The organism is Streptomyces sp. MA5143a (genome assembly GCF_900290235.1).
In the GTDB taxonomy this organism is placed as follows: domain Bacteria; phylum Actinomycetota; class Actinomycetes; order Streptomycetales; family Streptomycetaceae; genus Streptomyces.
The window spans coordinates 43,345-68,239 of the sequence record NZ_OLMK01000020.1 but is presented as its reverse complement, the minus strand read 5'-3'; the positions used below and the strand labels follow the sequence as shown (position 1 = coordinate 68,239).

Here is a 24,895-nt window from a genome sequence, read left to right as displayed (position 1 = left end):
GGACGCGTCCGACAGGGACGCGTCCGACGGGAACGCATCCGACGGGAACGCATCCGACCGGGGTGCCCCTGCGGGGGGCGCCTTCGCCGGGGGTGCCTCTGCGAGGGGTGCCTTCGCCGAGGGCGCTTTCGGCGGGGCGTCGTCGGGGCGCCCTGACGGATCGGTGCCTGCCGGTCCACGCGGGGGCGAGGCGCGGCCCTCGAACGGTTCCGCGTCGACCCTGCCGCCGCGGCCTGGCCGGGCGCCGTCGACCGGGGAGACACCGGCCGCGCCCCGGCGGCCGCAGCGACCGCCCACCACAGGGGTGCCCGCACGGCCCACCGCCCCGCCCCGCCCCTCCTCGGCACCCTTCACGACCCAGGGCGCCCCCGGGGACGACCGGCGACGGGACCCGGCGGACGGGCAACGGCCTCCGCGCGGCTCCGACGCCGCCAGGACGACACGCGAGCACCGCGGTTCCGGCGAGCCGGCCGGCTCGACGCCGGCACACACGCAGGGGTCCGGCCCGGTCCCCGGCCGGCGACCCTCGCCGGGGACCGGCCTGTTCCCCGGCGGGGAACCCTGGCAGGGCTCCGAGACGGACGGCGGCCCGGCTGCGCGGAACCGTGCCGAGCACCCGCGCTTCTCCGACTTCCGCAGGACCGCCGCGGCGAGCGGCGCGACCCCACCACCCCCCGCCGCCTCGGCCCGCTTCCCCGACACCCCGCCCACCTCCACACCCCGCCCCACGAGGCTCACCACGCCGACGCCGCGTCACGTCGCACGTGCCGCCACTTCGGAGCCGGGTACGCCCGAAGCACGCTCCGACCGGGACGGCGGTGCCGAGGCCGGGCGGCGGTTGCGGCCCGGGGATCCCGGTCATCCGGGGGCTTGGCAGCCGCCCTCCGGGGCCTCCCGGCGGTCCGCCGACGCCATCGACGACGCGCTCGGCGGCAGCCCCGGGCGGCCCTACGTGACCTTCGCCGAGCCCGACACCTCGCCATGGACCTCGGCCGAGTCGGACGGCGACGTACGGCGCAGGCCCCGCCCGACCGGCGCCCGCGCCGCGGCCATGGCCGCCTGCGTGGTGCTCGGCGTCGGACTCATCGGCGGCGCGGCGGCAGGCAGTTGGCTGACCGGCGACCCGGGCCCCGACGGCACCCGCGTCGGCTTCGCCGCGGCCGGCGCCCTCTGGCACGGCGTACCCGTGGACGAACTGTTCCCGCCCACCGTGCAGGGAGAGGGCGCCGGCCCCGGCGGCACCGACCGCACCTGGACCCGCGTCGCCGTCGCCCCCGACAGCGGCTGCGCCGACGCCTTCGACCCCCTGTTGCGCCAGGCCCTCGCCCCCGTCGGCTGCCTGCGCCTGCTGCGCGCCACCTACACCGACGCGACCCGCAGCAACGTCACCACCGTCGGCCTGATGTTCACCAAGGCCGACGCCACCGGCATGGCCACCCTCAAAACCCACTTCGCGCGCGACGGCCTCGACCGGCGCACCGACCTGATGCCCCGCCCGTACGCGGCCAAGGGCACCGTCGCCGCCGGCTTCGGCGACGGCCAGCGGGCCTCCTGGACCATCTCCGTACTCACGGACGTCCCGGTCGTCGTGTACGCGGTGTCCGGTTTCGCCGACGGCCGCACCATCACCGAACCGCAGCCCGCCGACGACGCGATGCGGTCCGACGCGACCACCGCCCCCGCCCAGGCCGGTCTCGGTCACGAGGCCCAGGGCCTCGCCGACCGCGTCGAACGAGGCCTGCGCAAGACCGCCGCGTCCGCCTCGGAGCAGCCTTCATGACCGCCGAGCAGAACGGGAACACCGGCGAGGCCGGCCGCGCCGACGCGAGCGAGGGCGTCCGGCAGGCCCGCCCCTCCTCGACCGCCGCGTACCCACAGAAGGCCCCGACCCGCGTGACGTCGTACCCCGAGCCGGGGAAGCCGGCACCGACCGCGACCATCGCCACCGCCGGGGACCCCGCGCCCGCCGCCCGCACACCGGCGCGGACCCGCCGTGCCCGCCACCCCCGGCGCACCGCCCTCCTCGCTCTCCCCCTCGCTTTCTCCCTGGCCCTCCTCCCCGCCACCGCGGCCCACGCCGACGGCATCCGGGACCAGCAGTGGGCGCTCGACGCGATGCACACCGAGGAGGCATGGCGGACGACCAAGGGGGAGGGGATCACCGTCGCGGTGCTCGACACCGGCGTCGACGACGAGCACCCCGACCTCGCCGGGAACGTCCTCCCGACCAGGGACCTGGTCGGCTTCGGCGCCTCGCGGGGCGACCGCTCCTGGGCCCGGCACGGCACCGCCATGGCCGGCATCATCGCCGGACACGGCCACGGCGTGAACAACGGCGACGGTGTCCTCGGCATCGCCCCCGAGGCGCGGATCCTGCCCGTCCGCGTGATCCTGGAGGACGGCGACTCCGCCCGCTCCAAGGCCCGCAACACCCGCGGCAACGCCCTCGCCGAGGGCATCCGCTGGGCCGCCGACCAGGGCGCCGACGTCATCAACCTCTCCCTCGGCGACGACTCCGAGTCCGCCCACCCCGAGCCGTCCGAGGACGCGGCCGTCCAGTACGCCCTGAAGAAGGGCTCGGTCGTCGTCGCCTCCGCCGGCAACGGCGGCAAGAAGGGCGACCACGTCTCGTACCCGGCGGCCTACCCGGGGGTCATCGCGGTGACCGCCGTCGACGAGGACGGCAACCGCGCCCCGTTCTCCACCCGCCGCTGGTACGCCACCGTCAGCGCGCCCGGCGTCGACGTCGTCATCGCGGACCCCGACCGCAAGTACTACGAGGGCTGGGGCACGAGTGCCGCCGCGGCCTTCGTCTCCGGCGCCGCCGCCCTCGTCAAGGCGGCCCACCCCGGACTGACACCGGCCCAGGTGAAACGGCTTCTGGAGGACACCGCCCGCGACGCCCCCGTCGGCGGCCGCGACGACTCCCGCGGGTTCGGCTTCGTCGACCCGGCCGCCGCCATCAGGGAGGGCGGCAGGCTCAGGCCCGACGACCTCACCTCCGCGGCGTACGGCCGCAAGTACTTCGGTCCCGGCCCCGACCAGGTGAAGGAGGAGGACACCGCCTCCGGCTGGGCGGCCCCCGCCGCCGGCGGCCTCGGCGTCGCCCTGCTCATCACGGCCGTCGTCATCTGGCGCGGCGACCGCCGACGACCGGACGAGTTCCTGATCTGACAGGACGGGGGCGCAGCCCGCCGCGCGCCCCTCGCGGACGTCGTCCGGTGCCCGAACCGGCCGTTACGGCGAGAACACCGACACCCCGGCCCTGGCCACCGCCTCGACCAGCGCGATCCCTTTCGCCTTCGTCGTGTTGCCGTGCGACACCACCGCGACCAGGCGGTCCCGCCCGTCCACGGTGACCGAGCCGACGCTGTTGATCACCCACAGCCCGGTGGCCGTACGCGGCAACCACCCGTTCTTCAACGCGAACCCCACGCCGGAGGAATCCGTGGAGCCGTCCGCTGCCGCCGCCGACACCCCCCAGTCCTGGCCCGCCGCGATCTGCCCCATCAACCGCCGCACGTACGTCCGCGAGGCCCCGCTCAACTCCGACTCGTCGCCCCCGAACACCTGGCGGAGCAGGAGCAGTTGGTCGGCGGCCGTGGTGCGGGTCAGGCCCCAGTACAGGCCGTCGCCGCCCTCCGTCTCCGTCAGCCCGAACCGCTCGTTCGCCGCGTCCAGGCCCTTCGCCTCACCGATGGCCTTCCACAGCGCCGTCGCGGCCGTGTTGTCGCTGTCGCGGATCATCGTGGCGGCGTACGCCTTCTCCCGCGCCGTGAGCCTCCGGCCCGCGTCCTGCGCCTGGAGCAGCAGCGCGGCCAGGATGTCCACCTTCACGATGCTCGCGGTCTCGAACCGCCCGTCCCCGTACACCGCGCCGTCCCCGGACTCCGTGTCCAGTACGGCCACCGAGAAGGCCGCCCCGTCCTCGACCGGTACCTCCACCAGCGCTTTCGAGAGCCGTGCGTCGTAGTCCGCCTCCGGCGCCGCCACACTCTCCACCGAGCCCTCCTCCGCGACCGCGTCCGCACCCGGCGCGGTGGAAGCGGAGGCCGAGGGCGATACCGACGATGACGCCGCCGACGATACGGCCGCGCCCCGGCCGTCCTGGGCCCGGGCCGTCACGTACAGGGTCCCGGCGGCGGTCCCGCACACCAGGAGGGCGGCGGCCAGGAGGGCACGGAGAAGGGGGCGGCGCACGGCCGGGCGGGCCAGGCGACGGGCTCTGCGAGGAGGCATGCCGCGATGGTGGCGGGCCGTGCTGTGCGGTGGGTTAGGCGGATGTTAGAGCCAGGTCAGGACAGACTGAGAAAGCTGTGAGTGGGGTGACGGTCACGTTTCCTGCCCGGCGAACGCCCCGGAGACCTCCCCCGATAGGGTCGACAACCGTGGCGAACAAGAACATCCCCGACCCCGGCTACTCCGACGACGACGGCTCCGCCGACCCCCGGCTGAGCGCCGCGCTCACCGCCTGGGCCGAGGACCGCACCGCCGTCGGCCCCGTCCTCGAAGCGCTCAAGGACGCCCGGCTGCTCGTGCCCGTCGTGGCCGTGCTCGGCGAGGTCGAGGAGGACGAGAACGGGCTGCGCCGCGAGAAGACCAGCGACATGGCCGTACCCACGCTGAAGGCCGGCCACCGCACCGCCCTGCCCGCCTTCACCTCCACCGACTCCCTCGCCCGCTGGGACCCCGACGCCCGCCCCGTCGCCGTACCGACGCATCAGGCCCTCCAGGCCGCCGCGCACGAGAACGCCGACACCCTCGTCCTGGACCTCGCGGGGCCCGTGCCGTTCGAACTGACCGGGTCCGCGCTGCTCGCGCTCGCCGAGGGACGCACGACGGCCGACCCGCTCGCCGACCCCGCCGTCATCGCCGCGGTGCGCGCGGCGGTGGCCGCCGAGCCCTCCGTGCTCCGCGCCCACCTCGGGCCCGGACGGTCGGACGGCACCCTCGCCCTGGTCCTCGACCCCGCCGCCGCCCCCGCCGAGGCCGCCCGCGCGGTCGCCTCACGGCTCGCCGCCGACGAAACACTCAGGGCCCGCCTGGTGCGCGGCCTCGACCTGGCACTCCTGCCGGCCGGGACCACGCCTCCGGGCGAGCCCCTGTACGTGAAGGGTCAGGTTCAGCCGTAGACCGGCCCGGTGTACTTCTCGCCCGGCCCCTGGCCCGGGTCGTCCGGGACGACCGACGCCTCGCGGAACGCCAGCTGGAGCGACTTCAGACCGTCGCGCAGCGGCGCCGCGTGGAACGAGCTGATCTCCGTCGTGGACGCGTCGAGCAGACCGGCGAGGGCGTGCACCAGCTTCCGGGCCTCGTCCAGGTCCTTGTACTTGTCGCCCTCCTCGGTCAGGCCCAGCTTCACCGCGGCGGCGCTCATCAGATTGACGGCGACCGTCACGATCACCTCGACCGCGGGGACCTCGGCGATGTCGCGGGTCATCGAGTCGAAGTCGGGGGACTCGGGGGACTCAGGAGGGGTCTCACTCATGCCCCACACGATAGGCCCCGGCGCGTACGCTCCCACCTGCGGGAGTCCGCTGCGCCCCGATTGGCACCCCAGGTTTGAACCCGCTATGGTTAGGTCTACGACCGGCTGGACACCTGTGTGCCCGGCCCGCAAGTGGAGGCTCCGAACTCCCACCTGACCATCCTCCGGGACGGCAGGTCACCGGTCAGACGGCCCCCACCGTTCCGTACGGACGGTGGAGTCGTCCGAATCGCGCCCCGCGGCCATCGCGGCGGTGCTCCGGCAGTCATTGGAGCCTCGCCTGCGTCCCGTCCGGGGCATTTTTCATGGCTCCTGATGGTTGGTCCCTATGTCAACCAGACATGACGCGGCGGTCCGCCAGACCGTCGTGGGGTGCTACCGAGGAGGATCCATCAGCGCCGAGCCCCGCATCAACGACCGGATTCGCGTTCCCGAGGTGCGACTTGTCGGTCCCAGCGGCGAGCAGGTCGGGATTGTTCCGCTTGCCAAGGCCCTGGAGCTTGCGCAGGAGTACGACCTCGACCTGGTCGAGGTGGCCGCGAACGCACGTCCGCCGGTCTGCAAGCTCATGGACTACGGGAAGTTCAAGTACGAGTCGGCCATGAAGGCCCGTGAGGCGCGCAAGAACCAGGCGCACACGGTCATCAAGGAGATGAAGCTCCGGCCGAAGATCGACCCGCACGACTATGACACCAAGAAGGGTCACGTCGTCCGGTTCCTCAAGCAGGGCGACAAGGTCAAGATCACGATCATGTTCCGTGGTCGCGAGCAGTCCCGGCCCGAGCTGGGCTACCGACTGCTGCAGCGTCTCGCGGAGGACGTCCAGGACCTCGGGTTCGTCGAGTCGAACCCGAAGCAGGACGGCCGCAACATGATCATGGTCCTCGGTCCGCACAAGAAGAAGACCGAGGCGATGGCCGAGGCCCGTCAGGCTCAGGAAGCGCGGAAGGCGGAAGCGAAGGCCAACCCTGGCAAGTCGCAGAACGCCGCCGACGCCGAGCACGTCGAGGTCGAGGCGCCGGCCGAGGAGCCTGCCGAGGCGTAAGTCCCCTGGACGCGAGTCCGGGGGAAGCCCTGGACGCGAGTCCGGGGTGTCAACCGATAGAAATGACGTTCCGTCGTGCCCGGTTTAGCGACCGGGCACCGGAGCGCCACTGACGAGGAGAGAACGGCGCTATGCCGAAGAACAAGTCGCACAGCGGTGCCAGCAAGCGCTTCAAGGTCACCGGCTCCGGCAAGGTGCTCCGTGAGCGCGCCGGCAAGCGCCACCTGCTCGAGCACAAGTCGTCCCGCGTGACGCGTCGCCTCACCGGCAACGCCGAGATGGCCCCGGGCGACGCCGCGAAGATCAAGAAGCTTCTCGGCAAGTGACGAAGCGGCGCTGATCGTCCGTCGATCACTCAGCGCCGTACGTCAGGACCGGGACCCAATCGATTTCGGGCCGTGTGAGGACAACCACGGCCCCGCTACAAGGAGTTAAAAAGTGGCACGCGTCAAGCGGGCAGTCAACGCCCACAAGAAGCGCCGGGCGATCCTCGAGCAGGCCTCCGGCTACCGCGGTCAGCGTTCGCGCCTGTACCGCAAGGCCAAGGAGCAGGTCACCCACTCGCTGGTCTACAACTACAACGACCGCAAGAAGCGCAAGGGCGACTTCCGTCAGCTGTGGATCCAGCGCATCAACGCCGCTGCCCGCCAGAACGGCATGACGTACAACCGCCTCATCCAGGGTCTGAAGGCCGCGAACGTCGAGGTCGACCGCAAGATCCTCGCCGAGCTGGCCGTCAACGACGCCACCGCGTTCGCCGCGCTGGTCGAGGTCGCGCAGAAGGCGCTGCCGGCGGACGTCAACGCGCCGAAGGCCGCGTGACGCTGCGCTGGCCTTGAGCCGGATGTTGATGTGAACCCCGGACCCGTGGGCCTTTCGAGGCCTGCGGGTCCGGGTGTTTGTTACGCCTCATAGCTCGGGGGTGCGGGTTGTTCTGGCGGGTGCGGGTGGTTCGTGGTTTCTCGCGCAGTTCCCCGCGCCCCTGAAGGGAACGGGCCTGCGGCCCGCCCCTGCATGAAAAGCACGGGGCGCAGCCCCGGTCGCTTTTCAGGGGCGCGGGGAACTGCGCGAACAACCACGAACCACCCGCACCCGCCGACGAACCCCGCACCCCCGAGTTCCAAGGCGCCCCTCCACCATCCCCCGCCCGACCCGAAGGTGATCCATGTCCGCCGCCCCCGAGTTGATCTCCCCCCGTTCCGCCCGGGTCGCCGCCGCTCGGCGGCTGGCCAGGCGGAACTTCCGGGGGAAGGACCGGCTGTTCCTCGCCGAGGGCCCCCAGGCGGTACGGGAGGCGGCGGCGCACCGCGCGCCGGCCGACGGCACGTCCACCCTCGTCGAACTGTTCGCCACGGTCGACGCCGCGGAGCGCTACGCCGACATCATCGGCGAGGCCCGCGCCGCAGGCGCCCGCGTGCACCTCGCCGACGAGACCGTCATCGCCGACATCTCCACGACCGTCACCCCGCAGGGCCTCGTCGGGATCTGCCGCTTCCTCGACACCCCCTTCGACGAGATCCTCGCCGCCCGCCCCCAGCTCGTCGCCGTCCTCGCCCACGTCCGCGACCCCGGCAACGCCGGCACCGTCCTGCGGTGCGCGGACGCCGCCGGCGCCGAGGCCGTCGTCCTCACCGACGCGTCCGTCGACCTCTACAACCCCAAGGCCGTCCGGGCCTCCGTAGGGTCGCTGTTCCACCTGCCCGTCGCCGTCGGCGTGCCCGTCGAGCAGGCCGTCGCGGGGCTCAAGGACGCCGGGGTACGCATCCTCGCCGCGGACGGCGCAGGGCAGGACGACCTCGACGACGAACTGGACAAGGGCACCATGGGCGGGCCCACGGCCTGGGTGTTCGGCAACGAGGCATGGGGGCTCCCCGAGGAGACCCGCGCGCTCGCCGACGCCGTCGTACGGGTTCCCATCCACGGAAAGGCGGAAAGCCTGAACCTCGCGACCGCCGCCGCCGTATGTCTCTACGCGTCCGCCCGTGCACAGCGCGCCTTCGGAGGGTGCCGCACCGTCACTCCCAGCTAGTAGGGTGACGGGCTCGGGGGCCCACTGCACAACGGAAGAGGTGGGGTACGGGGATGAGGGTCGGCACGAGCAGCACGCTGGGGGGACGCGGTGTGCGCGCCACACCCACGGCGCCGCACGCCGAGATCGCCGGACTCGGCATCGACCCGGACGACCTCCCCGACGGACTCGTCGTCGCCGACGAACAGGGCCGCGTGATCTGCTTCAACGCCGCCGCCGCCCGGATCACCGCCGTCCCCGCCGCCGACGCCCTCGGACTGCCCCTGGAGCGGGCGCTGCCCCTGGAGGACCTCGAAGGCCGCCGCTGGTGGCAGCTGACCGACCCCTACGGGGGCCTCGCCATCCGCGTCGGACAGCCCGAGCGGAACCTGCTGCTGCCCGGCGCCCGCGAGGTCCTCGTGTCCGCCCGCTACATCCGCGCCGAACCCACCGGACCCGTCCACCGCGTCGTCGTCTCCCTCCGCGACACCGAGGCCCGGCGCCGCACCGAACGCAGCCACGCCGAACTGATCGCCACGGTCGCCCACGAACTGCGCTCGCCGCTCACCTCGGTCAAGGGGTTCACCGCGACCCTGCTCGCCAAGTGGGAGCGGTTCACCGACGACCAGAAGAAGCTGATGCTGGAGACCGTCGACGCCGACGCCAACCGCGTCACCCGGCTGATCGCCGAGCTGCTCGACATCTCCCGCATCGACTCCGGGCGGCTGGAGGTGCGCAGGCAGCCCGTCGACATAGGCGCGGCCGTCGGCCGGCACATCCAGGCGTACGTCGCGGCGGGACAGCCCGCCGACCGGTTCCTGCTCAGGATCGAGCAGCCCCTGCCCGACCTGTGGGCCGACCCCGACAAGATCGACCAGGTGCTCAGCAACCTGCTGGAAAATGCGGTGCGACACGGCGAGGGAACCGTCACGATTGACGTCACGCCCACGGCGTCCCCCCGCGAAGGGGAGGACACCGGTACGTCGGTCACGGTGAGCGACGAGGGCACCGGTATCCCGGAGGAGTCCATGAACCGCGTCTTCACCCGCTTCTGGCGGGGCAGCAAGCGCGGTGGCACCGGCCTCGGGCTGTACATCGTCAAGGGCATCGTCGAAGCCCACGGCGGCACCATCACCGTCGGACGCGCCCCGAGCGGCGGCGCCGAGTTCCGATTTACGTTGCCCGTGGGGGCCCCGGCCTATCTGGCCTAGCCGCCCCGCGGGCGCGTTCGCACACCTCAACCCCGTTAGACTCGGCCTTTGGCACCTTTGCGTCCCATGACGGAGACGATTCGTCCACGAGTCGGTGTGACGGGGACCTTCAGCCAGCCAACCGGAAGCACGGGAAGAGATGTCGGCACCGAATAAGTCGTACGACCCTGTAGAGGTCGAGGCGTTGAAACCGGAAGAGATCGAGCGCATGCGGGACGAGGCGCTCGCCGCCTTCGCCGCCGCGGACTCCCTCGACGCGCTCCAGGAGGCCAAGGTCGCCCACACCGGCGGCACCTCCCCGCTGTCGCTCGCCAACCGCGAGATCGGCGCCCTGCCCCCGCACGCCAAGGCCGCCGCCGGCAAGCTCGTCGGCCAGGCCCGCGGCGCGGTGAACAAGGGCCTCGCGGCCCGCCAGACCGAGCTGGAGGCCGAGCGCGACGCGCGCGTCCTCGTCGAGGAGGCCGTGGACGTCACACTGCCCCACGACCGTGTACCGGCCGGCGCCCGCCACCCCCTCACCACCCTCTCGGAGCGCATCGAGGACGTCTTCGTGGCCATGGGCTACGAGGTCGCGGAGGGCCCCCAGGTCGAGGCCGAGTGGTTCAACTTCGACGCCCTCAACATCGGCCCGGACCACCCGGCCCGCGGCGAGGCCGACACCTTCTTCGTCAAGGGGCCGGACGGCGGCACCGAGTCCGGTGTCGTCCTGCGCACCCACACCTCGCCCGTCCAGATCCGCTCCCTGCTCGACCGCGAGCTGCCGGTGTACGTGATCTGCCCCGGCCGGGTGTACCGCACCGACGAGCTGGACGCCACGCACACCCCGGTTTTCCACCAGGTGGAGCTGCTCGCCGTCGACGAGGGCCTGACCATGGCCGACCTCAAGGGCACGCTCGACCACATGGTCCAGTCGCTGTTCGGCGAGGGCATGAAGACCCGGCTGCGGCCGAACTTCTTCCCGTTCACCGAGCCGTCCGCCGAGATGGACATGGTCTGCTACGTCTGCCGCGGCGAGTCCGTCGGCAACCCCGACCGGCCCTGCCGCACCTGCTCCAGCGAGGGCTGGATCGAGCTCGGCGGCTGCGGCATGGTCAACCCCAAGGTGCTCACCGCCTGCGGTGTCGACCCGGAGAAGTACAGCGGCTTCGCCTTCGGGTTCGGCATCGAGCGGATGCTGATGTTCCGCCACAACGTCGAAGACATGCGAGACATGGTCGAGGGTGACGTCCGGTTCACCCGGCCGTTCGGGATGGAGATCTGATGCGGGTCCCGCTTTCCTGGCTGCGGGAGTACGTCGACCTGCCGGCGACCGAAACCGGCCGTGACGTCCAGGCCAAGCTCGTGTCGGCCGGCCTCGAGGTCGAGACCGTCGAGCAGCTCGGAGCCGACCTCAAGGGCCCCCTCGTCGTGGGCCAGGTGCTGACCATCGAGGAGCTGACGGAGTTCAAGAAGCCGATCCGCTTCTGCACCGTCGACGTCGGCACCGCCAACGGCACGGGCGAGCCGCAGGAGATCGTCTGCGGCGCCCGCAACTTCGCCGTCGGCGACAAGGTCGTCGTGGTCCTCCCGGGCGCCGAGCTGCCCGGCGGTTTCGCGATCTCCGCACGCAAGACCTACGGCCGCAACTCGCACGGCATGATCTGCTCCAGCGACGAGCTGGGCATGGGCGACGACGGCACCAAGGGCATCATCGTGCTGCCGCCGGAGACCGAGGTCGGCAAGGACGCGATCGAGCTGCTGGAGCTGGTCGACGAGGTCCTCGACATCGCCGTCACGGCCAACCGCGGCGACTGCCTGTCGATCCGCGGCGTCGCCCGCGAGACCGCCATCGCCTACGGTCTGCCGCTGCGCGACCCGGCGCTCCTCGACGTGCCCGGCCCGAACGCCTTCGGCCACCCTGTGCAGGTCTCCGACCCGCTCGGCTGCGACCGCTTCACGGCCCGTACCGTCACCGGTCTGGACCCCGAGGCGCGCTCCCCGATCTGGCTCAAGCGCCGGCTCCAGAAGGTCGGCATGCGCCCGATCTCCCTCGCCGTCGACATCACCAACTACGTGATGATGGAGCTGGGCCAGCCGCTGCACGCCTACGACCGCAACCTGGTCCAGGGCACCATCGGTGTCCGCCGGGCCGCCGAGGGCGAGAAGATCGTCACCCTCGACGGAGTCACCCGGAAGCTGCACGCCGAGGACCTCGTCATCACCGACGACCGCGGCCCCATCGGCCTCGCGGGCGTCATGGGCGGCGCCGACACCGAGATCGCGGACCACGATGCCACCGAGGACGGCGTGAACGCGTCCACCGAGGTCGTCATCGAGGCCGCCCACTTCGACCAGGTCTCCATCGCGCGCACCGCCCGCCGGCACAAGCTGTCGTCGGAGGCGTCCCGCCGCTTCGAGCGCGGCGTCGACCCGCTGGCCGCGTCCGCCGCCGCCCAGCGCACCGTCGACCTGCTGGTGCTCCTCGCGGGCGGCACCGCCGACGCGGGCGTCACCGAGGTCATCGCCCCGTCCGCGCCGCACACCATCGCGGTCCCGGCGGACCACCCCGACAAGGTCGCGGGTGTCGTCTACGGCCGCGAGACCGTCGTACGCCGCCTCCAGGAGGTCGGCTGCGACGTCTACGGGCAGGACGAGCTGATCGTCACCGTGCCGTCGTGGCGGCCCGACCTCGCCGACATCAACGACCTGGCGGAGGAGGTCATCCGCCTGGAGGGCTACGAGAACCTGCCCTCAACGCTGCCCAAGCCCCCGTCGGGCCGCGGCCTCACCCACCGGCAGCGGCTGCACCGCCGGGTCGGCCGGGCGCTCGCCGGCGCCGGGTACGTCGAGGCGCCGAACTACCCGTTCATCAGCGAGCAGGTCTTCGACCAGCTCGGGCTGGACGCCGACGACCCGGCCCGCCGTGTCGTCCGGCTCACCAACCCGCTGAGCGACGAGGAGCCCGCGCTCCGTACGACGCTGCTCCCGGGCCTGCTCGGCGCGCTGCGGCGCAACGACGGCCGCGGCTCGCACGACCTCGCCCTCTTCGAGACGGGGCTGGTCTTCCAGCCGCGCGCCGAGCAGGGCGTCGCCGTCGCGCTGCCGGTCGACCGCCGGCCCACCGACGAGGAGATCGCGACGCTGGACGCCGCGCTGCCCGAGCAGCCGCGCCATGTCGCGGTCGTCCTCGCCGGGGCCCGCGAGCAGGCCGGCTGGTGGGGCAAGGGCCGTCCGGCCGACTGGGCCGACGCGGTCGAGGCCGGGCGCGCCGTCGCCCGCGAGGCCGGCGCGGAGCTGATCGTCCGCAAGGGCCAGTACGGGCCCTGGCACCCGGGCCGCTGCGCCGAGTTCGTGGTCGTCGTCGACGGCGCCGAGCGCGTCGTGGGCCACGCCGGTGAACTGCACCCGCGTGTCGTGAAGGCCCTCGGGCTGCCCGCGCGCACCTGCGCCGCCGAGCTGGACCTGGATGTGCTGGAGCGGGTCGGGGACGACACCCCGCAGGCGCCGAGCATCTCCTCGTTCCCGGTCGCCACGCAGGACGTCGCGCTGGTCGTCGACGAGTTCGTGCCGCACACCGAGGTCGAGGCCGCGCTGCGCGAGGGCGCCGGTGAACTGCTGGAGGCCATCCGGCTGTTCGACGTCTACGAGAACGCGGAGCAGCTCGGCGAAGGGCGGAAGTCGCTGGCGTACGCGCTGCGGTTCCGGGCCGGGGACCGGACGCTGACCGTGGACGAGGCGTCCGCGGCGCGCGACGCGGCGGTCGCTCTCGCCGGTGAGCGTACGGGGGCGGTTCTGCGGAGCTAGGGCGCCGTGGGCGCCTGGGGTGCTGAGGGTGCCTGGGGTGCCTGGGGTGCCTGGGGTGCTGAGGGTGCCTAGGGCGCCGAAGGGGCGGGGAGCTGCGCGTGTTCGGCGGCTGCGGGTGGTCCGTGGCTGGTCGCGCGGTTCCCCGCCCTCCTTTCACGTCCCCCTCCCTTCTTCTCACTCATTCGAGTGAGAACTTCGGGCGATCTGGCCCGAACGGGGCATTCGGTCGACAGAATCGGACCGGCCTCTCTGGGCCGTACCGCTGTCAGGGCCTGATGGGGGGCCAACGGCATGATTCGAATCAGGACTGGGGCACCTCCACGGGCATGGGTCCGAAGGCGCCGCCCGTCCGACCGGCGGTCTGTCCGACAGGCCCTCGCCATGGGGTTGCCGGCGGTGTGGGGCGCGACGGCCGTCACCTACAAGTGGGCCTGCCCGATGGCGCGGAACAACGGGCTCGGGGCCCGGCTCGCCAACAGCGCCGTGTTCCTCGCGGTCGGCGCCGGGCTCGTACTCCAGGTCAGACAGGTGATGCGGCAGGAGGTGCGGCAGGCGCGCCGGATCGCCGGTGCCGCGCAGAGCGTACTGCTGCGGCCGCTGCCCGCCCGGATCGACGGACTGGCCACCGCCGCCGCGCAGCTCTCCGCCGACCGGGGCGCGACCGTCGGTGGCGACCTCTACGAGGTGATCGCCACCGAACACGGCGTGCGCGTCGTGATGGGCGATGTGCGGGGCCACGGCCTCTCTGCCATCGGCACCGTCGCCGCCGTGCTCGGCAGCTTCCGCGAGGCCGTCCACGACGAGGCCGAGCTCACCGGCGTCCTCGCACGCCTCGACCGCGCCCTCGCCCGGCATCTGCGGGACCGCGCCCGCGCCGAGGACACCGAGGAGTTCGTGACCGTACTCCTGCTGGAGATCGCCCCCGACGGCGAGGTCCACGCCCTCAACTGCGGGCACCCCTGGCCGTATCTGCTGAGCGCGGGCCGGGCGGAACCGATGGTCGGCGCCGACCCACTGCCCCCGCTCGGGGTGTTCCCGCTGCCGGCGGAACTGCCCGCCACCCCGTGCGGCCGGCTCCTCCCCGGAGAGGCGCTCTTCCTCCACACGGACGGCGTGGAGGACGCCAGGGACGACGAAGGCCGCTTCTTCCCGCTGCCCGCGGCCCTGGCGGAGGCCGTGCGGGGCCGCCCGATCTCGCCGCACTCCGTCCTGCGCGCCGTCTTCACCCAACTCCTGCGCCACACCAGGGGACGGCCCAAGGACGACGTCGCGATACTGATCATCCGCAACGACCGGCTCGTGAGGGCCGCCGCCGCTTACCGATCCGCGGGGACCTGCACGATCGGACCGCCCGGCCCCGCGGCCGACACCCCACCCGTCGTCCCCGGGCCGTAGCCGCCGAGCGCCCTCGGTCCGTTCGTCCCGACGGGGCCACCGCGCTGTACGAGGGGGAGCCGGTGGCCCAGTCGGCCTCTTACGAGGCATTCCAGTCAAGCGGCCAACAACTCTCCGCAACAGCGCGCGTACAGCCCGAATTCGGGCATTCCCTTCACACCCCGTGTGAAGACGGACGCGCTACGCTGCCACACGCCGGCAACGAGCCACCGGAGGGCCCTTCATGCAGCCCAACACCCTGCTCGACGCGATCCTCGACGAGGCCGGTATCTCGCACGCCGGACTCGCCGCACACGTCAACCAGGCAGGGCGGACACGCGGTCTGGCGCTGAGATACGAACACACCGCCGTGGCCCGGTGGTTGAAGGGGCAGCGGCCGCGTGGTCAGGTGCCCGACCTGATCTGCGAAGTGCTCGCCGGGCGGCTGCACCGGACCGTCACCCTCGACGACATCGGTCTCGGCGTGCCGGGCGAGGCGACCTCCCAGCACGGCGCCGGGCTCTCCGGGTTCGTGGAGCGCGCCACCGCCCTGTGGCGCTCCGACGAACAGCAGCGCCCCCATGTCCTCGGCGCCCCCGCCGTCACCGGAACACCCGCCGTGATGCCGGTGTGGGAGTGGGAGAACCCGCCGGAGGACGTCGATGTCTCACGCGGCGGACGGCACCGCGTCAGCTTGGCCGACATCGAGATGCTGCGCGCCGCCCGATCGCACTACGAGCAGCTGTACCGCAAGGCGGGCGGAGTCGCGACCCGCGCCCGTATCGTCGGATTCCTCAACGCGGAGGCGGCGCCCCTGCTGCGCGGGAGCTACACCGACGCCACCGGACGCCAACTCCACCGGGCCACCGGCGGACTGGTCGCCATCGCCGGCATCTGCGCGTACGACTCCGACGCCCACGGGCTCGCGCAGCGCTACTTCCACCAGGCGCTGCGGCTCGCCAAGGCCAGCGGGGACCGGGGACTCGGCGCGTATGTGATCGCGCTGCTCGTCAACCAGTCGCTGTTCATGCGGGAGTACCGGCAGGCCGTCGCCTTCGCCGAGGCCGCGCTGCGGGCCGCGGGCAAGCACATCACCCCGGCACTCGCCGCGGACCTGTACGCGATGCAGGCCAAGGCGTACGCGCATCTCGGTGACGGCACGAGCGCGCTGTCCTGCATCCGGCGGGCGGAACAGGCCGCCGAGCGCATCCGGCGCGGCCATGAACCCGACGAGACCGGCTATGTCCAACCCGGCCTGGTCAATGTGCAGGTGGCGGAGGCGCTGCTCAGCCTCGGCGATCTGACGGCCGCGGCGGAGCACGCGGCGGCGGCCGTCGACACCCCGGCGCACGACCGGGGCCGGGTGCACCGGCTCGCCATGCTCAGCCAGATCGAACTACGGCAGGGCAACGCCGACAAGGCGGTCGAGACCGCCGTGGAAATGGCCGAGCGGGCGCGCGGAATGGAGTCCATGCGCCTGCGCGACAGACTGCGGGCGGTACGCGAACATCTCGTGCGAAACGGCTGCGCGGGGACCACGGAGGCCGCCGAACTCATCGACGGGGCACTGCGCGTACCGCTCTGACACCGCGTCCACGGTCCGGCCGTGCACCGCCTGTGCGCCTGCTGTCACCACGCTCCTGCTGCGATATTGCCACTTACTCGGCGGAAGGTGGCAGAACCGTGCAGTGGACGAAACAGAGCGAACAAACTGTGTATTCGAACCGCTGGTTCAGCGTCAATCTCGCAGATGTCGCATTGCCGGACGGGCGGCATCTCGATCACTTCCTGATACGGCTGCGGCCCGTCGCCGTGGCCACCGTGGTCAACGAGGCCAACGAGGTGCTGCTGCTGTGGCGGCACCGTTTCATCACCGACAGCTGGGGGTGGGAGCTGGCGGCCGGCGTCGTCGAGGACGGCGAGGGCATCGCCGACGCGGCCGCCCGGGAACTGGAGGAGGAGACCGGATGGCGGCCGGGACCGCTGCACCACCTGATGAGCGTCGAGCCCTCCAACGGGCTCACCGACGCCCGGCACCACATCTACTGGGCCGACGAGGGCGCGTATGTCGGTCACCCGGTGGACGACTTCGAGTCGGACCGCAGGGAATGGGTTCCCCTCAAGCTCGTGCCCGACCTGGTCGCCCGCGGCGAGGTCCCGGCCGCCAACATGGCGGCCGCACTGCTTCTCCTGCACCATCTGAGGCTCGGGCAGGACGCGGGGCGCTGATCCCTCCGGGCGTCCCACCCGTGCCGGTCAGCGGCCCACGGCCTGCCAGATGGCCACCACCAGTGCTCCCACGGCTGCGAGCGCCGCGACCGCGGGCAGCGGCCAGCGGGAGTGCTCCAGGGTGACGACCCGTGTGCTCAGGTCGTCCAGCTCCTTGGCGGTCTGTTCGGCACGGTGACTCAGCAGGGTGAGCCCTCCCTCGACGTGGGCGTGCGCCACGTCCAGGCGGCGGCGTAACTCTGCGAGTTCACCGTGGACCACGGGATGCTCGGGGTCGATGGCCACGAGTCCGCTCCTTTCTGTAGTCGTCTCGGTAGTCGTCACATCCCTTGCATGCGCACGGCAAGTCAACTCGCCTGGTGGGCGAGTGGGGAGCGTGTGCGAGCGGCATATGCGTGTCCGTCGCGCACACGGTGTGTGAATGCGACGGGCCCGGCGCCCTTTCCGGCGCCGGGCCCGTACGGGGAGCTGCTTCTCACGTTCCGTAGTCGTGGCGGCGTGCTCGGCCGGAGGAGACGCGACGCTGACTCAGGGATGTCAAGCCGTGTGCCTGTGCGGTACGGAGAGGTGGTGCCGGTCCCGGTGCGGCACCTGGTGATCGCGTGCCGGCAGGCTGAAGACCGCGCGGACGCCGGCGGGCCGGGTGGTGATGCTTGATCGCCGGCCGAAGGTGAGGCTGCCGTTGACCACATGCCGGCAGCCTGCGTCGTCCAGGGCGGTGATCAGCTCCGGGAGTTTCGCGGTCGAACCGGGCCAGAGGTCGCGCCCGTAAGCCGGCTCCCGGACGACGGAAAGACCCGCTCCCGGGAATTCGGGGAAGCGGGTCTCTCTCTTGTCGCGCGGGTCAGTCCTACGTGTCGTACAGGTCAGGGGTACGTGTAGAAGCCCGAGCCGGTCTTGCGGCCGAGGCGGCCCGCGTCGACCATGCGCTGGAGCAGCGGGGGAGCGGCGTACAGGGGCTCCTTGTACTCCTCGTACATCGAGTTGGCGATCGAGACGATCGTGTCCAGGCCGATCAGGTCGGACAGCTTCAGCGGGCCCATCGGGTGGGCGCAGCCCAGCTCCATGCCGTTGTCGATGTCCTCGCGGCCGGCGATGCCCGACTCGAACATGCGGATGGCGGAGAGCAGATACGGCACGAGCAGCGCGTTGACCACGAAGCCCGAGCGGTCCTGCGCGCGGACCGCGTGCTTGCCCAGGACCTTCTCGGCGAACAGCTGCGCCCGGCTGAGCGTGCCCTCGGAGGTGGTGAGGGCCGGGATCAGCTCGACGAGCTTCTGCACCGGGGCCGGGTTGAAGAAGTGGATGCCGATGACCTGGTCCGGGCGCGAGGTGGCGACCGCCAGCTTCACCAGGGGGATTGAGGAGGTGTTCGAGGCGAGGATGGCGTCGGGGCGGGTCAGCACCTGGTCGAGCACCTGGAAGATCTCGGTCTTCACCTGCTCGTTCTCCACGACCGCCTCGATGACGAGATCGCGGTCGGCGAACTCCCCGAGGTCGGTGGTGAAGCTCAGACGCGCCTGGGTGGCGTCCCGCTCCTCCTCGCTGATCTTGCCGCGCTCGGCCGCCTTGGACAGGGAGTTGAACAGCCGGGTACGGCCGATCTCCAGGGCTTCGCCGGTGGTTTCGGCGACCTTGACGTTCAGACCGGCGCGGGCGCACACCTCGGCGATGCCCGCTCCCATCTGGCCGCAGCCCACGACTCCGACTCGCGCGAGATCTCCCGTTGGGAAGTCCGTCACATCGTCCCTTTCACTGGTCTACGTGGCTGGCGGATACCCGGGGTAGGGGCCTGCGCCAAACCTGCACGTTACCTGCGGCCGCTACCGATCAGTATCGCGGGTACCACATGGAAGGCTGGCCCCACGAACGGTCCGCGACGAGGCGGGCACGAAGCGTACGCGGAGGTACGAGGATGCATCGCAAGCCACGGATGTCACGAAGGGCGTTCTGGGCGACCGCGGTGACCACAGTCGTGGCGGTGGGCGGCGTCGCGGCCGGCACCGCCCTCGCCGGTCAGGGTCCCGACCGCCGCAGGCGGGCCTCCGGCGAGCTGCGCGGCATGTGGCTCGCCACCGTCGGCAACCGGGACTGGCCCTCCAAGGCGGGCCTCACCGCCGCCCAGCAGCGCACCGAGCTGCTCGCCCACCTCGACACCGCCGTGGAGCGCCGCCTCAACACGGTGATCCTCCAGGTCCGCCCCACGGCCGACGCGCTCTGGCCCTCCCCGTACGAGCCCTGGTCGCAGTACCTCAGCGGCACCCAGGGGAGGAACCCCGGCTGGGACCCGCTGGGCACGGCGGTCGAGGAGGCCCACGCCCGGGGGCTGGAGCTGCACGCCTGGTTCAACCCGTACCGGGTCGCCAACCACACCGACCCGAGCCGTCTGGTCGCCGGCCACCCGGCCCGCGAGAACCCCGGCTGGGTCGTCCCCTACGGCGGCAAGCTCTACTACAACCCGGGCATCCCCGCCGTGCGCGCCTTCGTCCAGAAGGCCATGCTCGACGCCGTACGGAAGTACCCGGTCGACGCGGTGCACTTCGACGACTACTTCTACCCGTACCCGGTCGCCGGTCAGGTCTTCGACGACGACGCCGCGTACGACACCCACGGCGGGAGCTTCCCCAACCGGGCCGACTGGCGGCGCGACAACATCGACAAGCTGGTGAAGGAGATGGCGGCGCAGATCAAGGCCGTCCGGCCCGGCACCCAGTTCGGCATCAGCCCTTTCGGGGTGTGGCGCAACGCCGCCACCGACGCCCGCGGCTCCGACACGCGGGCGGGCGTGCAGACGTACGACGACCTCTACGCCGACACCCGCAAGTGGGTCCGCAAGAACTGGATCGACTACCTCGTCCCGCAGCTGTACTGGAACATCGGCTTCGCCGCCGCCGACTACGCCAAGCTGCTGCCCTGGTGGGCCGAGACCGCGCGCGACACCGGTACGCGCCTCTACATCGGCGAGGCCCTCTACAAGGCCGGCGACCCGGCGCAGCCCGCCGCCTGGCAGGACCCGGCCGAGCTGTCCCGGCACCTGTCACTGGCCCGTGACATCCCGGAGGTGCGCGGGCATGTGTTCTTCTCGGCCAAGGAGGTGACCGTCGACAAGATCGGGGCGATGGCGCGCGTGGTCGCCGACCACTACCAGCAGCCGGCGGAGCCACCGAGCTGAGCCACCGCCGGTCCGCTCCGCCGGTCTACCGCCGTGCTTCCCTGTGCCGGATCTCCGTGTCCGGGCCGGGCGAGCACACACCCTCGTGCCCGTCCTCGAACCGGACGCGGTACGGAGGATTGCCCTCCTGGCCCATGACTTCGACGATCTCGCCGACCTTGTCGTGTTGCCCGACCACCCTGCCGTGCTGGACAAGCTGGTCGCCCACGGTTGCACGCATCTTCGGGGCCTCCTCACCAGGCGCGGGAGCATCGGTCCGTGGCCTGAGTCTACGGCGGGCCGGTCCGATCGGATCCTGCCCGGACTCCGCTCAGCCCCGCGCCCGTTGGGTGACGGCGATGCACACGAGTACCGCCGCGGCCGTCAGGGGGGCGGCCACTGTCAGGTGCTCGCCCAGCAGCAGGACCGACCACACCAGTGTGAGCAGGGGCTGGGCCAGCTGCAACTGGCTGGCCCGGGGTATGCCGATGGCCGCCATGCCCCGGTACCAGACGACCAGGCCGAGGAACTGGGACCCGGCGGCCACCCACAGCAGCCCCGTCACACTGTGCGCGGTCAGCTGGACCGGCTCGTACGACAGGGCCAGCAGCGCGCCCGGCACGCTGAACGGCAGGCAGAACACCAGCGCCCAGCCGATGACGTGCCAGCCGGGCATCACCCGGGCCAGCCTGCCGCCCTCGGTGTAGCCGGCCGCGCACACCAGGAGCGCGGCGAAGAGGTAGAGGTCGGCGGTGCCGAGGGCGCCGCCGCTCTGCGTCACCGTGAACGCGAGGACGGCGACGGCCCCGGCGAGCGCCGCGCACCAGAACGTGCGCGAGGGCCGCGAGCCCATGCGCAGCGCCGAGAACAGGGCGGTGGTCAGCGGAAGCAGCCCGACGACCACGGCGGCGTGCGCGGTGGTCGAGGTCTCCAGGGCGAGCGTGGTGAGGAGCGGGAAGCCGACGACCACTCCCGCGGCGACCACGGCCAGCCCCGCCCAGTGCCGGCGGCCGGGCAGCGGCACCCGCAGGGCCAGCAGACAGCTGCCCGCGACGACGGCCGCGAGGACACTGCGCACGGCGACGAGGGACCAGGGGCCGAAGCCCTCCAGGCCCCAGGCGGTCGCCGGGAACGTGAGGGAGAAGGCGACCACCCCGAGGGCCGCCTGAAGGGTGCCGCGGCGACCCACGGAACGCGGCACCTCGGCCGGACCGGTGCCGACCGCTACTCTTCGCTGGTCGATAGCGCTACTCTGTGCTCTCATGCAAGAGCGTAGCAGCGTCGCAGAACTGGCGGAACGGCTCAGAAAGGAGCTGGACCGCTACTCACCCGGTGGAAAGCTGCCGTCGAGTCGGGCGCTCGTGGACCGCTTCCGGGTGAGCCCGGTGACCGTTTCGCGGGCCCTGGCCCAACTGGCCGCGGAGGGCCTGGTGGTGACGCGGCCCGGTGCGGGCGCGTTCCGGGCGCGGCCGTGCGAGAGCGGGGTGGCGGCGGTGGGGGACACCTCCTGGCAGGAGGTCGCGCTGAGCGCGGACGGGACCGCCGAGCCGACCCCGCGCACGGTCGACGCCTCGGGCGTCCTGGTCTCCCTCGCTTCCCCGCCGCCCGGCGTGATCGAGTTCAACGGCGGCTATCTGCACCCGGCGCTGCAACCGGAACAGGCCATGGGCGCCGCCCTGTCACGGGCCGGGCGCCGTCCCGGCGTCTGGGCGAGGCCCCCGGTCGAGGGCGTCCTGGAGTTGCGCGAGTGGTTCGCGCGGAGCATCGGCGGGGCGATCACGGCGGCCGAGGTGATTGTGGCGGCGGGCGGCCAGTCCGCGCTCACCACGGCCCTGCGGGCACTGGCGTCGCCCGGCGCGCCGGTGCTGGTCGAGTCGCCGACCTATCCCGGCATGCTGGCCATCGCCCGGGCCGCCGGTCTGCGGCCGGTCCCCGTGCCGGTGGACCCGGACGGGGTGCGGCCGGCCCTCCTCGCCGACGCGTTCAAGGCGTCCGGCGCCCGGGTCTTCGTCTGCCAGCCCCTCTTCCAGAACCCCACCGGGGCCGCCCTGTCCGCCGAGCGGCGGGGCGAGGTGCTGCGGATCGCGCGCGACGCGGGGGCCTTCGTGATCGAGGACGACTTCGTGCGCCGGCTCGTGCACGAGGACGCGGGCCCGCTGCCGCCGCCGCTGGTCGCCGACGACCCGGACGGCGTCGTCGTCCATGTGTCCTCGTTGACCAAGGCGACCTCGCCCAGCTTCCGGGTGGGCGCGCTGGCCGCCCGCGGACCGGTCCTGGAACGGCTGCGCGCCATCCAGGTCGTCGACACCTTCTTCGTGCCGCGCCCCCTCCAGGAGGCCGCCCTCGAACTCGTCGGCTCGCCCGCCTGGCCCCGCCATCTGCGGGCGGTGTCCAAAGAGTTGAAGAACCGTCGGGACGCGATGACCTCCGCGCTGCGGCTGCACCTCCCCGAACTCGCTCTGCCCCACATCCCCTCCGGCGGCTACCACCTGTGGCTCCGCCTCCCCGACGGCACCGGCGGCACCGACCGGGCCCTCGGCTCCGGGGGAGAGTCCGCGCTGGTCGCCGCCGCCCTCCGCGAGGGGGTCGCCGTCACCCCCGGTCGCCCCTACTTCAGCGCCGAACCCCCGGCCGCGCATCTGCGGTTGAGCTTCGCCGGTGTCAGTGGGGCGGGGGAGATCGTCGAGGGTGTCCGGCGGCTGCGGGCGGCGGTAAACGGTTCGACAGCGGGGCTCTGACCTGCGAACGTCCAGCCATGAACGACGCATTCCCCTTGCCCGAGGGCTACGAGATCTCCACCGACCCGACCCGACTCGACGTCGGACGTGTCCACCGCTGGCTGTCCTCCGACGCGTACTGGGCTCTCGGCCGGCCCCGCGAGAAGCAGGAGCGCGCCATCGCCGGGTCGCTCAACTTCGGTGTGTACGAGGCGACTTCGGGCGAGCAGGTGGCGTACGCGCGCGTCGTGACCGACGCGGCGACCTTCGCCTGGCTCTGCGACGTGTACGTGGATCCGGCCCTGCGCGGCAAGGGGATCGGCAAGGCACTGGTGGGCGCCGTCCGTACCCACCTGGAACCGCTCGGGCTGCGCCGTGTCCTGCTCGCAACCAAGGACGCGCACACCGTCTACGAGCAGCTCGGCTTCCGCCCCCTCGTGGAACCGGACCGGTGGATGGCTCTCGTGTCCGAGTGAGACGGGAGGGGGGCCTCCGGGGAGCGCGGGTGACTTCCGGGGAGCGCCCGGGTGGCTTCCGGCGAAGGGTGTGGGCGGCTTCCGATGAAGGGCGCGAGTGGCTTGCGGCGAAGGGCGTGGGCCGTGGCCCGTGAGGGTCCGACGGTGTCTCGTAACCTATGGGTAACACCTCTTGACCTGCTCAGTTTCGGCCACCACGATCACCGCATGCAACTTCGGGTCACGTTCGTCGCCGCGGCGCGCTGCTCCTCGCTGCTCGCTGAGCGTTTCGAGGACGACCGGCCGCTGGACCAGGCCGGCTGGGACGAGGTGCAGCGCGCCGCCCACGAACTGGTGCCGTTGGCGGCGGCCGAGCTGCGCTACTGCTCGCCGACGCCCCGCAGCCGGGCCACCGGCGACGCCCTCGGGTACGCGCCGCTGGCGCAGCCCGCGCTGCGCGACTGCGACATGGGCCGCTGGCGCGGCTTCACCCTGGGCGAGGCCATGGCCCGGGAGCCCTCGGCGGTGGACGCCTGGCTCGCCGACCCGCACTGCACCCCGCACGGCGGTGAGTCCCTTCTGTCCTTCATCGCCCGGATAGGGAGCTGGCTCGACACCCGGCCGAAGGACGACGGCGGCCGAATCGTCGCCGTGGCCGAGCCCTCCGTGCTCCGCGCCGCCCTCGTCTACGCGCTCAAGGCGCCGCCGTCGACGTACTGGCACATGGACGTCCGCCCCCTGTCGACGCTCACCGTCGCGGGCCTGCCGGGCCGCTGGAACCTGCGGCTGGGCGCAGCCTAGACCGACCGCGGCGCGCGGGCGGCGTCACGCCGTCCGCCCGGGGTGGCCGGGGTGCCCGGTCCGTGTGTAGTCAGTGACCAGGAGCTGCTGCTTCGTGGGGCCGCCGACGCGCCACGTCGTCCGCCAGTGGTCCTCGTCGTACACCTCGAACTCGCCCCGGTAGAGGTCGGCGGCGCACGGGTGGTCCGTCCGCCAGCGGCCCGAGGTCAGGTCCAGGTCGTGGAAGGGGCGGCCGTCGGCGAAGCGGACGTCCGCCGAGCCGGGGGTGGGGCCCGGCAGGAAGCGCAGGGTGCGTTCGGCGGGGCGGGGGACGCCCTGCCAGACGAAGATCCCGGCCTCCCGGTGGAGCAGCCCGCCGCCGTCCAGCGGGCCGAAAACCGTCGTCCCGGAGAACTCGCCCGTGGCACCGCTCGCCAGATCCCGCACCGAGCGGGTGACCCGCCAGCTCCCGGACAGATAGACCAGCACATCGGGCACTGACCGGAACTCGCCCATACCGGGCCTCCCTTGAGTCACAGGGGTGGCCGCACGCCCCATTGACGCCTTCCGGCCTCCTCCCTATCTTGCCGTCCGATGCGCTGATCATTGTCTGATATTTCGAACAACTCTCTGACCCCCCACCACGAGCCGCGG

At 72.5% G+C, this 24,895-nt stretch carries 24 protein-coding genes; 17 read left to right on the top strand and 7 right to left on the bottom strand.

Features of this window, described 5'->3' with window-relative positions:
* The first annotated feature begins 304 nt into the window (after positions 1-304).
* Together SMA5143A_RS43765 and mycP are read left to right on the top strand one after the other, a co-directional pair.
* Positions 305-1,780 (top strand): hypothetical protein, encoded by a 1,476-nt coding sequence (locus SMA5143A_RS43765; protein ID WP_258193459.1) that lies wholly within the window; start codon positions 305-307, stop codon positions 1,778-1,780.
* Positions 1,777-3,174: a type VII secretion-associated serine protease mycosin gene (mycP, locus tag SMA5143A_RS10200; RefSeq protein ID WP_258193458.1), complete on the top strand. Its 1,398-nt coding sequence runs from the start codon at positions 1,777-1,779 to the stop codon at positions 3,172-3,174. Before SMA5143A_RS43765 ends, mycP begins: the two co-directional genes overlap by 4 nt.
* A 63-nt stretch (positions 3,175-3,237) precedes the next feature.
* Here mycP and SMA5143A_RS10195 read toward each other — a convergent pair whose 3' ends face one another.
* Positions 3,238-4,239: a serine hydrolase gene (locus tag SMA5143A_RS10195; protein ID WP_181361800.1), complete on the bottom strand. Its 1,002-nt coding sequence runs from the start codon at positions 4,237-4,239 to the stop codon at positions 3,238-3,240.
* Between the two features lie 149 nt (positions 4,240-4,388).
* Between SMA5143A_RS10195 and SMA5143A_RS10190 the strand changes: the two genes are divergently transcribed.
* Complete coding sequence (locus SMA5143A_RS10190) at positions 4,389-5,132, top strand: SseB family protein (protein ID WP_107462557.1); 744 nt, start codon at positions 4,389-4,391, stop codon at positions 5,130-5,132.
* Here the strand turns inward: SMA5143A_RS10190 and SMA5143A_RS10185 are convergent.
* On the bottom strand, positions 5,123-5,488 hold the full coding sequence (locus SMA5143A_RS10185) for a DUF1844 domain-containing protein (RefSeq protein WP_107462556.1): 366 nt from the start codon (positions 5,486-5,488) through the stop codon (positions 5,123-5,125). The two genes, SMA5143A_RS10190 and SMA5143A_RS10185, sit on opposite strands and share 10 nt — an antisense overlap.
* A gap of 367 nt (positions 5,489-5,855) precedes the next feature.
* Here SMA5143A_RS10185 and infC point away from each other — a divergent pair, with 367 nt between their 5' ends.
* The 10 genes from infC (at position 5,856) to SMA5143A_RS10130 (ending at position 17,138) form a co-directional block, all read left to right on the top strand.
* On the top strand, positions 5,856-6,533 hold the full coding sequence (gene infC, locus SMA5143A_RS10175) for a translation initiation factor IF-3 (RefSeq protein ID WP_079049634.1): 678 nt from the start codon (positions 5,856-5,858) through the stop codon (positions 6,531-6,533).
* 131 nt (positions 6,534-6,664) lie between these two features.
* Positions 6,665-6,859 carry a 50S ribosomal protein L35 gene (gene rpmI, locus SMA5143A_RS10170; protein WP_004933563.1) on the top strand — a complete coding sequence of 65 codons (195 nt, stop codon included), beginning with the start codon at positions 6,665-6,667 and terminating at the stop codon, positions 6,857-6,859.
* A 112-nt stretch (positions 6,860-6,971) separates the two neighbouring features.
* Positions 6,972-7,355 (top strand): 50S ribosomal protein L20, encoded by a 384-nt coding sequence (gene rplT / locus SMA5143A_RS10165; RefSeq protein ID WP_107462555.1) that lies wholly within the window; start codon positions 6,972-6,974, stop codon positions 7,353-7,355.
* Between the two features lie 343 nt (positions 7,356-7,698).
* Positions 7,699-8,562 (top strand): TrmH family RNA methyltransferase, encoded by an 864-nt coding sequence (locus tag SMA5143A_RS10160; protein WP_107462554.1) that lies wholly within the window; start codon positions 7,699-7,701, stop codon positions 8,560-8,562.
* 53 nt (positions 8,563-8,615) lie between these two features.
* Complete coding sequence (locus SMA5143A_RS10155) at positions 8,616-9,752, top strand: sensor histidine kinase (protein WP_107462553.1); 1,137 nt, start codon at positions 8,616-8,618, stop codon at positions 9,750-9,752.
* A 139-nt stretch (positions 9,753-9,891) separates the two neighbouring features.
* The gene (pheS, locus tag SMA5143A_RS10150; RefSeq protein WP_107462552.1) at positions 9,892-11,013 is read left to right on the top strand and encodes a phenylalanine--tRNA ligase subunit alpha; all 1,122 of its coding nucleotides are present in this window, start codon (positions 9,892-9,894) and stop codon (positions 11,011-11,013) included.
* A complete protein-coding gene (gene pheT / locus SMA5143A_RS10145; protein WP_107462551.1) occupies positions 11,013-13,535 on the top strand; it encodes a phenylalanine--tRNA ligase subunit beta in 2,523 nt (840 codons plus the stop codon). Before pheS ends, pheT begins: the two co-directional genes overlap by 1 nt.
* Positions 13,536-13,916: 381 nt before the next feature.
* On the top strand, positions 13,917-14,930 hold the full coding sequence (locus tag SMA5143A_RS10140; RefSeq protein WP_107462550.1) for a PP2C family protein-serine/threonine phosphatase: 1,014 nt from the start codon (positions 13,917-13,919) through the stop codon (positions 14,928-14,930).
* 223 nt (positions 14,931-15,153) lie between these two features.
* A complete protein-coding gene (locus tag SMA5143A_RS10135) occupies positions 15,154-16,494 on the top strand; it encodes a transcriptional regulator (RefSeq protein ID WP_107462549.1) in 1,341 nt (446 codons plus the stop codon).
* 98 nt (positions 16,495-16,592) lie between these two features.
* The gene (locus SMA5143A_RS10130; RefSeq protein ID WP_107462548.1) at positions 16,593-17,138 is read left to right on the top strand and encodes an NUDIX hydrolase; all 546 of its coding nucleotides are present in this window, start codon (positions 16,593-16,595) and stop codon (positions 17,136-17,138) included.
* Positions 17,139-17,165: 27 nt separating this feature from the next.
* Here SMA5143A_RS10130 and SMA5143A_RS10125 read toward each other — a convergent pair whose 3' ends face one another.
* Positions 17,166-17,423 carry a hypothetical protein gene (locus SMA5143A_RS10125; RefSeq protein WP_107462547.1) on the bottom strand — a complete coding sequence of 86 codons (258 nt, stop codon included), beginning with the start codon at positions 17,421-17,423 and terminating at the stop codon, positions 17,166-17,168.
* A 581-nt stretch (positions 17,424-18,004) separates the two neighbouring features.
* A complete protein-coding gene (locus SMA5143A_RS10115) occupies positions 18,005-18,880 on the bottom strand; it encodes a 3-hydroxybutyryl-CoA dehydrogenase (RefSeq protein ID WP_107462546.1) in 876 nt (291 codons plus the stop codon).
* 191 nt (positions 18,881-19,071) lie between these two features.
* On the opposite strand from SMA5143A_RS10115, the gene SMA5143A_RS10110 reads away from it, so the two are divergent.
* Positions 19,072-20,310, top strand: coding sequence for a glycoside hydrolase family 10 protein (locus tag SMA5143A_RS10110; protein ID WP_107462545.1), 1,239 nt, complete (start codon positions 19,072-19,074; stop codon positions 20,308-20,310).
* Between the two features lie 25 nt (positions 20,311-20,335).
* Here the strand turns inward: SMA5143A_RS10110 and SMA5143A_RS10105 are convergent, their stop codons facing one another.
* Both SMA5143A_RS10105 and SMA5143A_RS10100 read right to left on the bottom strand, forming a co-directional pair.
* A complete protein-coding gene (locus tag SMA5143A_RS10105) occupies positions 20,336-20,530 on the bottom strand; it encodes a DUF1918 domain-containing protein (protein WP_107462544.1) in 195 nt (64 codons plus the stop codon).
* A 90-nt stretch (positions 20,531-20,620) separates the two neighbouring features.
* On the bottom strand, positions 20,621-21,553 hold the full coding sequence (locus SMA5143A_RS10100) for a DMT family transporter (protein ID WP_107462543.1): 933 nt from the start codon (positions 21,551-21,553) through the stop codon (positions 20,621-20,623).
* On the opposite strand from SMA5143A_RS10100, the gene SMA5143A_RS10095 reads away from it, so the two are divergent.
* The 3 genes from SMA5143A_RS10095 to SMA5143A_RS10085 all read left to right on the top strand — a co-directional run bounded on the left by SMA5143A_RS10095 (position 21,552) and on the right by SMA5143A_RS10085 (position 24,262).
* Positions 21,552-23,027 carry an aminotransferase-like domain-containing protein gene (locus SMA5143A_RS10095; RefSeq protein WP_107462542.1) on the top strand — a complete coding sequence of 492 codons (1,476 nt, stop codon included), beginning with the start codon at positions 21,552-21,554 and terminating at the stop codon, positions 23,025-23,027. The two genes, SMA5143A_RS10100 and SMA5143A_RS10095, sit on opposite strands and share 2 nt — an antisense overlap.
* A 17-nt stretch (positions 23,028-23,044) precedes the next feature.
* Positions 23,045-23,482 carry a GNAT family N-acetyltransferase gene (locus SMA5143A_RS10090; RefSeq protein WP_107462541.1) on the top strand — a complete coding sequence of 146 codons (438 nt, stop codon included), beginning with the start codon at positions 23,045-23,047 and terminating at the stop codon, positions 23,480-23,482.
* A 207-nt stretch (positions 23,483-23,689) separates the two neighbouring features.
* Positions 23,690-24,262 carry a histidine phosphatase family protein gene (locus SMA5143A_RS10085; protein ID WP_107462540.1) on the top strand — a complete coding sequence of 191 codons (573 nt, stop codon included), beginning with the start codon at positions 23,690-23,692 and terminating at the stop codon, positions 24,260-24,262.
* 24 nt (positions 24,263-24,286) lie between these two features.
* Here SMA5143A_RS10085 and SMA5143A_RS10080 read toward each other — a convergent pair whose 3' ends face one another.
* Positions 24,287-24,757, bottom strand: coding sequence for a DUF6314 family protein (locus tag SMA5143A_RS10080; RefSeq protein WP_107462539.1), 471 nt, complete (start codon positions 24,755-24,757; stop codon positions 24,287-24,289).
* Positions 24,758-24,895: the final 138 nt, after the last annotated feature.